The 14,647-nt window shown below is 64.5% G+C and carries 11 protein-coding genes; 5 read left to right on the forward strand and 6 right to left on the reverse strand.

Annotation, left to right across the window (positions count from 1 at the left end):
- The first annotated feature begins 81 nt into the window (after positions 1-81).
- Entirely contained in the window at positions 82-1,011 is a 930-nt protein-coding gene (locus tag BOH68_RS16995; RefSeq protein WP_077379953.1) for an AEC family transporter, read from the forward strand.
- Between the two features lie 3 nt (positions 1,012-1,014).
- Here BOH68_RS16995 and BOH68_RS17000 read toward each other — a convergent pair whose 3' ends face one another.
- From BOH68_RS17000 to BOH68_RS17010, 3 genes are all read right to left on the reverse strand, one after another.
- Positions 1,015-1,908 carry a UDP-2,3-diacylglucosamine diphosphatase gene (locus BOH68_RS17000; protein WP_077379951.1) on the reverse strand — a complete coding sequence of 298 codons (894 nt, stop codon included), beginning with the start codon at positions 1,906-1,908 and terminating at the stop codon, positions 1,015-1,017.
- A gap of 139 nt (positions 1,909-2,047) precedes the next feature.
- Positions 2,048-3,196: a GGDEF domain-containing protein gene (locus tag BOH68_RS17005; RefSeq protein ID WP_167592949.1), complete on the reverse strand. Its 1,149-nt coding sequence runs from the start codon at positions 3,194-3,196 to the stop codon at positions 2,048-2,050.
- A gap of 210 nt (positions 3,197-3,406) precedes the next feature.
- Positions 3,407-4,882, reverse strand: a complete 1,476-nt coding sequence (locus tag BOH68_RS17010) for an NCS1 family nucleobase:cation symporter-1 (RefSeq protein WP_077379947.1) — start codon at positions 4,880-4,882, stop codon at positions 3,407-3,409.
- A 393-nt stretch (positions 4,883-5,275) separates the two neighbouring features.
- Here BOH68_RS17010 and BOH68_RS17015 point away from each other — a divergent pair, with 393 nt between their 5' ends.
- Positions 5,276-6,016: an aspartate/glutamate racemase family protein gene (locus BOH68_RS17015; RefSeq protein WP_077379945.1), complete on the forward strand. Its 741-nt coding sequence runs from the start codon at positions 5,276-5,278 to the stop codon at positions 6,014-6,016.
- Between the two features lie 99 nt (positions 6,017-6,115).
- On the opposite strand, the gene BOH68_RS17020 is transcribed toward BOH68_RS17015, so the two are convergent.
- From BOH68_RS17020 to metK, 3 genes are all read right to left on the reverse strand, one after another.
- Positions 6,116-7,387, reverse strand: a complete 1,272-nt coding sequence (locus BOH68_RS17020; protein ID WP_077379943.1) for a cation:proton antiporter — start codon at positions 7,385-7,387, stop codon at positions 6,116-6,118.
- 156 nt (positions 7,388-7,543) lie between these two features.
- Positions 7,544-8,047, reverse strand: coding sequence for a M48 metallopeptidase family protein (locus BOH68_RS17025; protein ID WP_077379941.1), 504 nt, complete (start codon positions 8,045-8,047; stop codon positions 7,544-7,546).
- Positions 8,048-8,223: 176 nt separating this feature from the next.
- The gene (gene metK, locus BOH68_RS17030) at positions 8,224-9,444 is read right to left on the reverse strand and encodes a methionine adenosyltransferase (protein ID WP_077379939.1); all 1,221 of its coding nucleotides are present in this window, start codon (positions 9,442-9,444) and stop codon (positions 8,224-8,226) included.
- A gap of 446 nt (positions 9,445-9,890) precedes the next feature.
- On the opposite strand from metK, the gene tkt reads away from it, so the two are divergent.
- From tkt to BOH68_RS17045, 3 genes are all read left to right on the forward strand, one after another.
- Positions 9,891-11,885: a transketolase gene (gene tkt, locus BOH68_RS17035; protein ID WP_077379937.1), complete on the forward strand. Its 1,995-nt coding sequence runs from the start codon at positions 9,891-9,893 to the stop codon at positions 11,883-11,885.
- A 435-nt stretch (positions 11,886-12,320) separates the two neighbouring features.
- Complete coding sequence (locus BOH68_RS17040; protein WP_077379935.1) at positions 12,321-13,457, forward strand: type I glyceraldehyde-3-phosphate dehydrogenase; 1,137 nt, start codon at positions 12,321-12,323, stop codon at positions 13,455-13,457.
- Positions 13,454-14,617 (forward strand): phosphoglycerate kinase, encoded by a 1,164-nt coding sequence (locus BOH68_RS17045; protein WP_077379933.1) that lies wholly within the window; start codon positions 13,454-13,456, stop codon positions 14,615-14,617. Before BOH68_RS17040 ends, BOH68_RS17045 begins: the two co-directional genes overlap by 4 nt.
- Positions 14,618-14,647: the final 30 nt, after the last annotated feature.

Consider the following 14,647-nt stretch of genomic DNA (forward strand, 5'->3'; position numbering starts at 1 on the left):
CGCCGTTTTCAAGATGACGTCGGCACATGACTCACGGCATGATGGCTCGCACGCCCCCGCCCCGCTTCACAAGGAACCGTGATGGATCACCTGGATCTGCAGCAACCGCTCTGGATGCTGATCACCTTCGTTGCCATCGGCGCACTGTGCGCCCGCAAGCTGGCCATCGACCCACGCCCCATCGCCACCTTGCTGATCTACGTGATCGCGCCGCTGACCTTCTTCCGCGGACTGGTGCTGGGCGAGCCCTCCTTGAGCGATCTGGGTCTGACATTGGGCCTGTTCACGCTGTCGAGCCTCATCTGTCTGCTGGTGCGTCCACTGGCCGCGAAGTTCTTCCCGCCGCAGGAGGCCGCCTTGCTCGCCTTCTCTTCCGGCACCGGCAACACCGGCTACTTCGGCCTGCCGGTCGCGATGCTGTTGCTGCCGCCGGAAGGCGTGACCCAGTACCTGTTCTGCCTGCTCGGCATCACCCTGTATGAGTTCACGCTGGGCTTCTACGTCAGTGCGCGCGGGCAGTTCTCGATGCAGCAAAGTCTGGTGAAGATCGCGCGGCTGCCGCTGATCTACGCTTTCATGGCCGCACTGCTGGTCGGCACGCTAGGGCTTCAGGTGCCGGGGGCGGTCATGGAGGGGCTCGACTACTTCAAGTACAGCTACACGGTGCTGGGCATGATGATCATCGGCATGACGCTGGGGGGCATCAGCCTGCGCGAGGTCGACCCGCGCTTCATCCTGGCCGCGACTGCCCTGCGTTTCGTGATGTGGCCGCTGCTGAGTCTGGGCAGCGTGATGCTGCTGGGCAGCCTGTTCGCACTCGACCCGGTACTGGCGCAGGTCCTGCTGCTGCTGGGGGTGGTGCCGATGGCCGCCAATGTGGTCGTGCTGGCCATCGAGCTGAACATCCAGCCGGCCAAGGGCGCGATCGCGGTGATGCTGACTACCCTGGCGGCCCCGCTGATCATCCCACTCTACCTGTCATGGATGCTGACGATCAGCGGGCTGGGGTGAGGCTCAGGCCCCGGCCATCTCGGGGGTGACGGCCTCGGTGGCGGGTGGCACGGCCTGACGCGGCATCAAATGACGCGGGGCGCTTTCGAGAATCTGCCCCTGCCAGTCGATCAGATGCAGTGCGCCATCGCCATCTTCTGCCAGCGCAGTGCAGTGCTCTACCCAGTCGCCGTCGTTGCAGTAGAGCACGCCATCCTCGACCCGAAAGCCCGCCTGGTGGATATGCCCACCGACATAGCCATCCAGGCCCTCGAGACGGGCCTGGCGCATGGCCGCCTCCTCGAACTGGGCCACGTAGCGCTGGGCGACGCCACTGCGGCGCTTGAGCGCGCTGGCCAGCGACCAGTAAGGCAGACCGAACATGCCACGCGCGCGGTTGCACCAGCGATTGAGCGACAGGATGAAGCCGTGCATGCCATCCCCCAGCGTGAGCAGCCACGGCGCGATGCGCACATGGGTATCGAATTCATCGCCGTGGGAGACCAGCAGGCGGCGCCCGCTGCCGGTGGTGTGGATCGCGCGCCGCTCGATGCTCACGTTGTGGAGCTTGAGGCCACAGAGCCGACGGAAGGCGGCATCGTGATTGCCGGGAATGTAGATGACCTCGCAGCCACTGCGTGCCAGGCGCAGTACCCGCGCCACCAGCGCCTGCTGATCCTTGTCGAGCACCGCACGCTTGCGCATCGCCAGCAGATCCACGATATCGCCGACCAGATACAGACGCTCAGGGCGCACGCGCCGCAGCAGCTTCGCGAGCAGCGCCGCCTGACAGTCCGGCGTGCCCAGATGCACGTCCGAGATGAACAATGTCCGCACCTGGCCGAGTGACGCATGCCGTGGCGCCGCCTCTGCAGAAGACGCCGGAGAAGACGGGGGAGCGAAGTGCGGCACGGGCATGTCAGTTACCTCTGATCAATCACCTCGGGATCGGCGAGCGCAGACAGACATGGCTACGCCCCGGATTGCCGGACCAGAGTGACCGCGTGCGATGACGCCTCCATAACAGGACCATGACCGGGCGATGACAACCCGCCGCTCACGCCTGCTGATTGCTCCCCTTTACCACCGCATGCCGGCCGGCGCGCTTCTGGCGGTACATGCGATCATCCGCGATGTGGATGAGATCCTGCACGCTGATCTCGCCCTGCAGTACCGAGTCATGCGTGACCCGCCCGATGCTCACCTCGACCGGAAAGGCGATCTGCTCCTCGAGACGTTGCGCCTCCAGGTGATGCATCAGCTGATTCGCCGCCTGCTGACTGGCCATATCGCAGGCCCCGGGCAGCACGACCAGAAACTCGTCTCCGCCCAGACGGCAGGCCATCCCTTCCTCTCCCGCGGCCTGTGCCGCGCCTGCGGCGACCAGCTGGATCAGCCGATCCCCCTGGGGATGGCCAAAGGTGTCGTTGACGTACTTCAAGCGATCGACATCCACGAACAGGATGGATAGACACCGGCGTTCTCGCAGGCTGGCGGCCAACGTCCTGTCGAGAAACTCGAGACCACAGCGGCGGTTGGGCAGGCTGGTCAGCAGGTCATGGTTGGCACGGTATTCCAGCTCATGCTGCTGCGTGAGCAGCTGCTGATTCATGTGGCTGAGCTCGGCGTTGCGCACCTCCAGTGCCCGGCGCAGCTTGACGGTACGCAGGAAGGTGGAGCTGCGGGCGTGCGCCAGCGCCGGCGCCATGATCATCGTCGCGATCATGTAGGCACCTCCCGCGCCGGCAAGGTCCTTGAGCGAGAGCGGGCTCAGCCATAGAAAGAGCGGCAGATAGCCCAGTATCAACGGCAGACTGCTGACCAGCTGGTACCGCCAGCCCCACACCAGCCACGCCGGCATGGCGATCAGCATGGAGGTCGAGAAGCTCAGGTTCCACAGCGATAGCGTGATGGCATCCTGGATCATCGTCGCGCCGAAGCAGAAATACAGATTGGCGCAGACGGCGCCGAGCAATGCGATATCGTCGGGCCGACGTGGCTGGCGACGCAGTAGCGTCACACACAGCACACAGACACCGAGAAGCAGAAAGCGCCCGAGCCACAGAGTCGGCCAGGCGTCAGGGACCTGGAAGTAATCGAACAGCAGAAAGCACGCCAGACCCGCCATCGCGAACAGCACGAAGGTATGATTGAGTCGCGCCCGATAATGGCGAGACTCCTCATCCTCCATCTCACTGCATGGCATGAGGTGATCATGGAACGACACGGCACGTCCTCTCGGAAAGCTGGGGCATGGCCTCATGCTACACCTGCCGCCAGCCTCCCCCTATCCCGACGGCTCGCGTCCCGCCAACGCTACTGCCACGTGTCCTGCCGGCGAGATGCACTCAGGGCCCGATACCGGGAAGGTACGGGCCCTGAGCGTCTCGACGTGACTCGCGCCTTTCGCCTGCGGTCAGACGACCTTGCCGCGTGAACCAGCAGGCACATAGATGCGCGCGGAGGCAGCATCTCCCAGCCAATATCCCGAGAAGATGCCATACAGCCCTGCCGCCATCAGGCCGCCGATGAACAGCGTGAAGTGGGTGATGTCACCCAGCGGCAGGAAGCTGATCACCAGCGTCACCGCCGAGGAGGCCAGCAACGCCTTGACCGCCGCGACATTGACGCCCTTCTCGAAGAAATACTCCCCCTGCGCGCTGTCGGTGAACAGTGCCCGGGTGTTGATGCCGCCCTTGTGGATCAAGTAGTGATCGAACAGGATCACGCCATACACCGGGCCGATGGCTGCGGCGAGAATGCCCACGGTGTACTGGATGATTTCCGGATTGTTGAACAGATTCCACGGCGTGATGAAGATGGAGCCGACGGCGGCGAGCATGCCGCCCATCCGCCAGCTGATGCGCGACGGCGCCACATTGGAGAAATCGAACGCCGGTGACACGAAGTTGGCCACGATGTTGATGCCGATGGTAGCCAGCACCAGGGTCAGGATGCCCAGCGCCGCCGCGACACCGTTGTCGATGCGCGCGACAGTCTCCATCGGGTCATGCAGCATCTCGCCGAAGATGGGCTGGGTGCCGGACACCACTACCACGGTGATGACGGCAAACAGCAGGAAGTTGACCGGCAGGCCCCAGAAGTTGCCACGCTTCACGTCACCAGGCGTGGCGCAGTAGCGCGAGAAGTCGCCGAAGTTGAGCGTCGGACCCGCGAAGTAGCCCGCCACCAGGGCCGCGGCGATCACCATCTGCCACAGGGCATCACTGCCGGAGAGCGTCTTGCTGCCCAGTGTGAAGCTGATGTTGTCCCAGCCGGCCTGCCAGACGATCCAGCCCGCCAGCGCGAACATCACCACATAGACCGCCGGCCCGGCGAAATCGATGAAACGGCGCACCGCGTTCATGCCCCACCAGAACACCAGCGCCTGCAGCACCCACATGAACAGGAAGCAGTACCAGCCAAGCTGCGAGAGGCCGAGGTACTGGACCTCGGTCAGCCCCTCCAGCGACGGCACGTAACGCAGCAGCACCAGCATCAAGGCATGTGCCGCCAGATACGTCTGGATGCCGTACCACACCACCGCGATCAGCCCGCGGATGATCGCCGGGATATTGGCACCATAGATGCCGAAGGACTGGCGGCAGACCACCGGAAACGGTACCCCCGTCTGCTGGCTGGGCCGCGAGATCAGATTGGCGAACACCTGCACCACCAGAATCCCCACCAGCATCGAGACCAGAATCTGCCAGCTGGCCAGGCCCAGGGTGAACAGACTGGCGGCGAAGACATAGCCACCGACACTGTGCACGTCGGACATCCAGAACGAGAAGATGTTGTACCAGTTCCAGTTCTGCTCGCAGGGCGCGAGGTCGTCGTTGATGAGCCGCTTGCTGGCGTTGCTCAGGTCAGGGGGAGTCTGGGGTGTCATTGTTGTCTCCAGAGGGGGCTTGGTGCCCGAGTGGACGTTCCGTCCGTGGGCCGGTCACGAGGCATCACGCCTCGCCATGCCTATCCCTCTATCAACAAGCATGCCAATGAAACACATGTTGCGGCTTTTCAATCTCCCAGCGTTTCCCCCGGCCCCCATTCTGCCTGCACCTCCTGCCAGTACTACCTCTCAAGCCGAAATCGCTGCCCCCTCAAGTACCATCGATTCCCCCTGAATTCGCCATATGCACCACCAGGGCGCACCAGCGATGAAACGAACGTTGCTGAAGCGGTGATTGCCCGTCTGGCACGAATGCTGCTCACGTATTGACCATCCTGCTCGAACGTCTCACCCATCCCCGCGAGCCGAACCTCATCACAGGAGACACGCGCCATGTTGCGTCTCAAGGTCATCAATCCCAACACCAGCCAGGCGATGAGCCAGCAGATGGCGCACTCGCTGCAACGACAGCTCGCGGACGACGTCCGACTCGAGGTACTGACCGCCGAGCATGGCGCCCCCAGTATCGAAGCGGCCGTCGAGGAAGCCATGGCGGTGGTCGCGCTGCTGAGTCTGATCGCCCGGGACAGAGAAGGCCTGCTGGACACGCCCCCCGCCGATGGCTATCTGCTGGCCTGCTTCGGTGACCCCGGCCTTGAGGCCGCCCGCGAACTGAGCCCCGTGCCGGTGATCGGCATCGCCCAGGCCGCCATGCACATGGCCACGCTGGCGGCTCCCTCCTTTGCCATCGTCACCAGCATGACCAGCACGCTGCCGATGTCCGAGCAGCTGCTGGAGCGCTATGCGATGCGTCCGCTGTGCAAGGCACTGCTGGCATGTGACGTCCCGGTACTGGCGCTGTCCGAGGCGCGCACTCCCCCGCAGGCGCTGCTTGAGAGCTGTGAGCAGGCCAGGGCGAGCGGTGCCGGCAGCATCGTGCTGGGCTGCGCCGCGATGGGCCCGCTGCGCGACGCCATCGCTCGGGATATCGGTCTGCCGGTGGTCGACCCGCTGCTGGCGGGACGGGACCTGCTGCTGACATTGATGCGCCAGCCCCCCGCCAACCGCTCGGCACCGGGCGGCGAGGCCAAGCCGCTCAGCGGTGTCTTTGCCCGAGGGCTGGCCGCCCTCTGACCTGCCATTGCGATGCCCTTGGCTTGCCTCTCTCGACAGCAACGAAAACGCCCCCTCACTGCTGTCAGTGAGGGGGCGTTTCTCTTGGCAGGCTCTGACTCAATGCTGGTCGTGCGGCGCCTCCGAGCGAGAACGATCCCCGACGACTGCGGTCACCAGCTTGCCGATGCTCAGGCCCTGCACGAGGATCGAGAACAGCACGATGATGTAGGTGGTGACCACCAGCGGCTCGCGGAAGTCACCTTCGGGAATCGCCAGGGCCAGTGCCACCGAGATGCCGCCGCGCAGGCCACCCCAGGTGAGCACGCGCGTGGTGCCGGCCCGGAAGGTATACCAGCGCCGCAAGATGCTCAGCGGAATGCCGATCAGCGCCAGACGCGAGAGCAGGATGACCGCCACCAGCGCCAGGGCGATGCCGATCGAGGTCAGGGTGATCGGCATCAGTACCAGCTCGAGGCCGATCAGCACGAACAGCACCGCGTTGAGGATCTCGTCGACCAGCTCCCAGAAACCGTCCAGATAGCGGCGGGTGTTGTCGGACATGGCGCCATCACGCGCCATATTGCCGATGATCAGCCCCGCCACCACCATCGCGATGGGGCCGGAGACGTGCAGCGCCGAGGCCAGCGCGTAGCCGCCCAACACCAGCGCCAGGCTCAGCATCACCTCGACCTGATACTGGTCGATGCTGCGCATCAGCTGATAGACCAGCGCACCCAGTGCCAGCCCGAGCAGAATCCCGCCGCCGGCTTCCTCGAGGAACAGGAGCCCCATGTGGCCGAGCTCGACCTCACCGCTGCCCGCCGAGGCCGCGCTCAACAGCGCGGTGAACAGCACCACCGCCACGCCATCATTGAACAGTGACTCGCCGACGATGCGGATCTCCATGTCGGCAGGCGCTCCGGCGCTGCGCATGATGCCGAGCACGGCGATCGGGTCGGTGGGCGAGATCAACGCGCCGAACACCAGGCAATACAGGTAGGGCACCTCGATGCCGGCCCACTGGAACAGCCACCAGGCGGCGGAGCCGATCACCAGGGTCGAGACCAGCACGCCCAGCGTGGCCAGCAGGCCGATGGAGCGGCGATAGGCCTTCAAACGCGAGAGATCCACGTGCAGCGCACCGGCGAACAGCAGGAAGGACAGCATGCCGTCCATCAGCAGGCTGTTGAAGTTGATGCGCCCCAGCCAGTCTTCCGCGATGTCGGCCACGACGGTGGTCACCGCGAAGTGATCCAGCCCGATCACGCCGAGTGACAGCACCAGACCGATGGCCATCACGCCGATGGTCGGGGGCAGGCGCAGGACCCGATGGTTGAACCACATGCACACGGCAGTGATGGTAATGAACAGTGCAGCGAGATTGAGCATCCGAAAACGGTCCTTTGCAGTGGCGCCGATACCCTGGCGGGCATGACGTCCTTGTCATTCGTCTTTCATACGAGCTGGTGTGGTGAACCACTCGCGTGGCCAGCAGCGCTGATCGTGACTGCCAGAACGGGTCGTGACTGCCAGCACTGGCCGTGACTACCAGAGATCACCGTGACGTTCACGGTGACAGAGATAGAGACGCAGCTCGAACTCACGTTGATGATACTCCGGCTGCATGTGACAGCAGAGTCGATAGAACGCCTTGTCGTGGGCCTTCTCGCGCAGATGCGCCAGCTCATGGACCACGATCATGTTCAGCAGCGGCTCCGGCAGGCGCCGAAACAACGACGAGATGCGGATCTCGTGCTTGGCCTTGAGCTTGTTGCCCTGCACCCGCGACACGAAGGTGTGCAGCCCCAGGGCGTTGTCGATGACGTGAATCCGGTCGTCATAGACCACCTTGCTGATCGGCGCCGAGCTGCGCAGGTACTGATTCTTCAGCGCCATGGTGTAGTCATGCAGCGCACGGGCCCCCTGCAGCTGATGTGGCTCGGGATATCTAGCGAGAAAGAAGGCTGCCGTCTTGCCCGACGCCAGCAGTTCACTCGCCTGCTGTTGGATCTCGGGGCCGTAGCCCTTGAGATAGCGTAGATCAGCCACTGGGCCTCTCTCCTGTTGCTGTCCCACAAAGGGTCAGACCTGCGTGTCAGTCGGGCTCGCGCCGCTAACGCTCCACCAGAGACAGGAAAACCCGCCGAAGCGGGTTTTCTTGTCATGACACTGAGCCGGTGGGGGCGAGATGCCCCTCCCCTGCCAGGCCTGTCGAGCTGACGACCTTACAGGCCGGCAGCAGCCTTGAGGCCAGCGGCACGGTCGGTCTTTTCCCACGGGAAGGCGGTGAAGGTTTCGGTCTTCTTCTCGCCGGTCACGTCGGTCCAGCTGTAGCTGTGCTCGAACGGCTCACGACCGAAGTGGCCGTAGGCAGCGGTCAGCTGATACATCGGGTGCGCCAGATCCAGCATGGTGGTGATGGCATACGGACGCAGGTCGAAGTGCTCGCGCACCAGCTCGACGATCTTGGCATCGCTGATCTTGCCGGTGCCGAAGGTGTTGATCGAGACGGAGGTCGGCTCGGCGACACCGATGGCGTAGGAGACCTGGATCTCGCACTTGTCGGCCAGACCGCTGGCGACGACGTTCTTGGCCACGTAACGACCGGCATAGGCGGCGCTGCGATCGACCTTGGACGGGTCCTTGCCGGAGAAGGCACCACCACCGTGACGGGCCATGCCGCCGTAGGTGTCGACGATGATCTTGCGGCCCGTCAGACCACAGTCACCCACCGGGCCACCGATGACGAAGTTGCCGGTCGGGTTGATGTGGTATTCGGTGGTCTCGGACAGCCACTCGGCCGGCAGGACCTGCTCGATGATCTCGCGCTTGACCATCGCGCGCAGGTCTTCCTGGGACACTTCCGGGTCATGCTGGGTGGACAGCACGACGGCTTCGACGGCGACCGGCTTGCCGGCTTCGTCGTAGCGGAAGGTGACCTGACTCTTCGCATCCGGACGCAGCCACGGCAGCATGCCGTTCTTGCGCAGTTCCGCCTGACGCTCCACCAGACGGTGAGCGTAGTGGATCGGCGCCGGCATGAAGGAGTCGGTCTCGTTGGTGGCATAGCCGAACATCAGGCCCTGGTCGCCCGCGCCCTGATCTTCCGGCTTGGTGCGATCGACGCCCTGGGCGATATCGACGCTCTGCTTGCCGATCAGGTTCAGGACACCACAGGTCTCGCCGTCGAAACCGACATCGGAAGAGGTGTAGCCGATATCCGTGATGACACGACGTACCAGCTCCTCGAGATCGACCCACGCGCTGGTGGAGATCTCACCGGCCACGATGGCCACGCCTGTCTTGACGAGCGTTTCGCACGCCACGCGTGCCTGCTTGTCGCGCGCGATGATGGCATCGAGCACGGCATCGGAAATCTGGTCGGCAATCTTGTCCGGGTGCCCTTCGGACACGGACTCGGATGTGAAGAGTGAGTATTCGCTCATTGGTCCTCGACCCTCTTTTCGGATGCGGGGATGATTCGGCCACTGACGGCAGATGGCTGCTTGAGACCGAGTAGAAACACGCTTGCGGCGCACGTTGAGGACTGACACAGACGGCCCGGCCTCGGGGGGGCGAGTTTACACGCCACTTATGTGAGTGCCTAGCGCCATGCGGACTGCACGACGGCCGTTTCGAGACCTTTTTGCCACAAGAAGGACACCAACCGGCATAAGTCAGCAAGACGCATGGACGGCTGCGGGGCCCGGATGCGATTTGCCGCGCCCCGTCATCTCGGTGACAATACTGGCCCGGAGATCGCGTACGGGCGAAGCTTCGTACGCACAAGGTTCACGCGACGCACTGTCCTTTCCGGCGCGCTGCGCACCACAGGCAGAACGCCGTGATTCATTGCCACACTCTTGACGCCCCGCAGGCGAGGAGCTATTGCATGCCTTCCCGTTTTGACCTGGCCAACGCCATCCGTGCACTTTCCATGGACGCCGTTCAGAAGGCCAAGTCTGGCCACCCCGGCGCCCCCATGGGCATGGCCGACATCGCTGAAGTGCTCTGGAACGACCACCTCAAGCACAACCCGGCCAACCCGAACTGGGCCGACCGTGACCGCTTCGTGCTGTCCAACGGCCACGGCTCCATGCTGCTCTACTCCCTGCTGCACCTCACGGGCTACCAGCTGAGCCTTGAAGATCTGCAGAACTTCCGCCAACTGCATTCCAAGACCGCCGGTCACCCGGAATACGGTTATGCGCCGGGTATCGAGACCACCACCGGCCCGCTGGGCCAGGGGCTGGCCAATGCCGTGGGCATGGCGATCGCCGAGAAGACACTGGCGGCGCAGTTCAACCGTCCGGGCCACACCGTCGTCGACCACACCACCTGGTGCTTCCTGGGCGATGGCTGCCTGATGGAAGGCATCTCCCACGAGGTCGGCTCGCTGGCCGGCACCCTGGGTCTGGGCAAGCTGATCGCCCTGTATGACGACAACGGCATCTCCATCGATGGGGAAGTCGAAGGCTGGTTCACCGATGACACCGCCAAGCGCTTCGAAGCCTATGGCTGGCACGTCGTGGCCAACGTCGACGGCCACAAGCCGGAAGAGATCAACGCCGCCATCGCCCTGGCCAAGAGCCACGACGACAAGCCGAGCCTGATCATCTGCAAGACCGTCATCGGCTTCGGCTCCCCGAACAAGGAAGGCACCGAGTCCTGCCACGGCGCTCCGCTGGGTGACGACGAAGTCGCGGCGACCCGCGAGAAGCTGGGCTGGACCCACGCACCCTTCCACATCCCGGAAGACATCTATCAGGGCTGGGATGCCAGCGAGCGCGGCGCCAAGCTCGAGAGTGACTGGGATGCACGCTTCGCCCGTTACGCCGACGCGCACCCGGAACTGGCCGCCGAGTTCACCCGTCGTCTGGAAGGCAAGCTGCCGCACGCCCTGAGCAGCGAGAAGATGATCGAGGACGCTCAGGCCGCCGGCGACAGCCCGGCATCGCGCAAGGCCTCCTTCGAGTGCCTGAACCAGCTCGGCCCGCAGCTGCCGGAACTGCTCGGCGGCAGCGCCGACCTCGCCCCGTCCAACCTGACCTTCTGGAAGGGCGCCCAGGCGATCACCCGCGAAGACTTCAGCGGCAACTACCTGCATTACGGTGTGCGTGAGTTCGGCATGGGCGCGATCATGAACGGCGCCGGTCTGCACGGCGGCTTCATCCCGTACGGCGCGACCTTCCTGATCTTCATGGAATACATGCGCAACGCCGTTCGCATGGCCGCCCTGATGGGTCAGCAGGCCGTCTACGTCTTCACCCACGACTCCATCGGTCTGGGCGAAGATGGCCCGACGCACCAGCCGATCGAGCAGCTGACCAGCCTGCGCACCACGCCGAACCTGTCCACCTGGCGTCCGGCGGATGCCGTGGAGACCGCAGCCGCCTGGGATGCGGCCATCAAGCGTCACTCCGGCCCGACCGCGCTGATCCTGTCGCGTCAGAACCTGCCGCACCAGAACCGCGACAAGGCCCAGCTGGCCAACATCAGCCGTGGCGGTTACGTGCTGAAGGACGCCGCCAACGGCCAGCCGGAACTGATCCTGATCGCCACCGGCTCCGAAGTCGGTCTGGCGATGGATGCCGCCGCCGAGCTGGAAGCCGCCGGTCGCGCCGTACGTGTCGTGTCCATGCCGGCCACCGACCTGTTCGATGCCCAGGACGCGGAATACCGCGAATCCGTGCTGCCGTCTTCCGTCACCGCGCGCGTGGCGATCGAAGCCGGGCATCGTGACTACTGGTTCAAGTATGTCGGCCTGAACGGCGACATCATCGGCATGGAGACCTTCGGGGAATCCGCGCCGGCTGGCGACCTGTTCAAGCACTTCGGCTTCACGGTCGAGAACGTGGTCGAACGCGCCAACACGCTGCTGGGCTGATCACCGCCTGACTCACCCCGTCCATGACGGAGTGGGATGCAGATCGACGCCGCCGCCTCCCGCTGGGAGCGGCGGCGTTTTCGTCTGTGCGACACTCGAGAAGCCCTCCACCGTCACCGGCTGTCGCCTGTAGTCGACGCGCTCCATGTCACTCACAGCTTGATGACACGATTCATCCTGCATGAACGGTCATTCTCCGGCGATCCAGCCCTCGACAGACAGCGTGGATGGCGACTACACAACCCCTCCAGTTGGGTAGTGTGACTACGTGTTCTTAGACGAAAAAAACCAGAAATCAGGCGCTTGCGCGCCTTTCGCTCCCTCCGCCCAGCAAAGCGATGCGCTACCATGGACCCCTTGAAAAACACCCGGAACGAGACCTCATTGAGCCATCAGTCCCCTCTGCCCACCTCCGACGCCTCCCAGGAGGCCAGCATGCGCCTTCGCCAGGGGAACGCCCCCTTGCGAGTGGCCATCAATGGCTACGGACGCATCGGTCAGTGTGTGCTGAGAGCGCTGGTGGAACGTGAAGCACGTGGCGAGACGCTGCCACTGGAAGTGGTGGCGATCAACGAGCTGTCAGACCTGGACACCATCACCTATCTGACACGCTACGACACCACCCATGGCCGCTTCCCCGGCACGGTGGAGCAGCGCGACGGCCAGCTGGTCGTCAACGGCCATGCGATCAGCATCCTGTCCGAGGCCAATCCAGACTGCCTGCCCTGGCGGGCACTGGGGATTGACCTGGTCCTGGAGTGCTCAGGCAGCTTCAAGGACCGCGCCACCGCCGAGCGCCATCTGTCGGCAGGCGCGGGACGGCTGCTGTTCTCCCAGCCCGGCGATACCGACGCCGATGTCGATGCCACCATCGTGTGTGGCATCAACCAGTCGGCGCTGGCCCCCGCCGGGACAGGGCAGGACGCTGGCGGCATGCGCATCGTCTCGGCGGCGTCGTGTACGACCAATTGCCTGATCCCGATCCTCACGGTGCTGGAGCAGGCCTTCGGGCTGGAGCGTGGCGTCACCACCACGGTGCATTCGGCGATGAACGACCAGCCGGTGATCGACGCCTACCACCAGACGGACCTGCGCCTGACGCGCTCCGCGATGAGTTCGATCGTGCCGGTGGATACGGGGCTGGCCAAGGGCATCAACCGCCTGATGCCGCATCTGGAAGGACGCTTCGAGTGTCTGCACCTGCGGGTGCCGACCATCAACGTGTCCTGCATGGACATGTCCATCGAGGTGAAGCGCGACGTGAGCGCGGACGAGGTCAATGACCTGCTGCGCGAGGCCTGCGCACGACGCCTGCAGGGCCTGATGGGGTTGAGCGAGGAGCCGACGGCGTCCATCGACTTCAACCACGATCCGCGCTCGGGTATCGTGGATGCGACCCAGACCCGTGTTGCCGGCGGCCGGCTGATCAAGATGCTGTGCTGGTTCGACAACGAATGGGGCTTTGCCAATCGCATGCTGGACGTCGCCACCCATTGGCACGCCTGCGAGATGACAACGCCTCTGGCGACGGGAGCTCTCTCCACCGATTCACGACCAAGGAACCCGTCATGAACGTGCAAACGATGACCGCCCTCGACCTGTCAGGCAAACGCGTGCTGATCCGCGAAGATCTCAACGTGCCGGTTCGCAATGGTCAGGTGACCAGCGACGCGCGTATCCGCGCCAGCCTGCCGACCATCACGGCGGCCCGCGATGCGGGAGCGCGCGTCATGCTGATGAGCCATCTGGGCCGTCCCACCGAAGGGCAGCCGGAAGAGCAGTTCTCTCTGGCACCGGTCGCGGCACACCTGGGCGAGCTGCTGGGCAGCCCGGTGCGTCTGATCACCGACTATCTCGACACGGCACCGGACGTCGCCGATGGCGAGGTCGTGCTGCTGGAAAACGTGCGCTTCAATGCCGGCGAGAAGAAGGATGATGAAGCGCTGTCTCGCGCCTACGCCGCCCTGTGCGACATCTACGTGATGGACGCCTTCGGCACTGCGCACCGCGCCCAGGCCTCTACCCATGGCGTGGCACGCTTCGCCCCGGACGCCTGCGCCGGCCCGCTGCTGGCCGCCGAGCTGGAAGCCCTCGAGAAGGCACTCGCCGCGCCGCGCGCGCCGATGGTCGCCATCGTCGGCGGCTCCAAGGTCTCCACCAAGCTGGACGTGCTCAAGGCGCTGTCCGACAAGTGCCATCAGCTGATCGTCGGTGGCGGCATCGCCAACACCTTCATCGCCGCCGCCGGTTACAACGTCGGCAAGTCGCTCTACGAGGCTGACCTGCTCGAGACCGCTCGCGCGCTGATGGACAAGGTCGAGATCCCGCTGCCCACCGACGTCGTCGTGGCCACCGAGTTCTCCGACAAGGCCGAGGCCATCGTGCGTGACGTTGCCGACGTGCGTGATGACGAGATGATTCTGGATATCGGCCCGGACACCGCCTCCCGCTTCGGGGCGCTGCTCAAGGATGCCGGCACCATTCTGTGGAACGGCCCGGTGGGCGTGTTCGAGATCGACCAGTTCGCCAACGGTACCGAGAAGCTGGCCATGGCCATCGCCGAGAGCGACGCCTTCTCCATCGCTGGCGGCGGGGACACCCTGGCGGCCATCGACAAATACGCTGTCGAGTCCCGCGTGTCCTACATTTCTACCGGTGGCGGTGCCTTCCTCGAGTACGTGGAAGGCAAGACGCTACCGGCCGTGGCGGCATTGGAAGCCGCTGCAAGCTGACCCGGGCTGCGCTCGAATGGCGCAGCGACA

Source organism: Cobetia sp. MM1IDA2H-1 (assembly GCF_002916775.2).
GTDB lineage: Bacteria > Pseudomonadota > Gammaproteobacteria > Pseudomonadales > Halomonadaceae > Cobetia > Cobetia marina.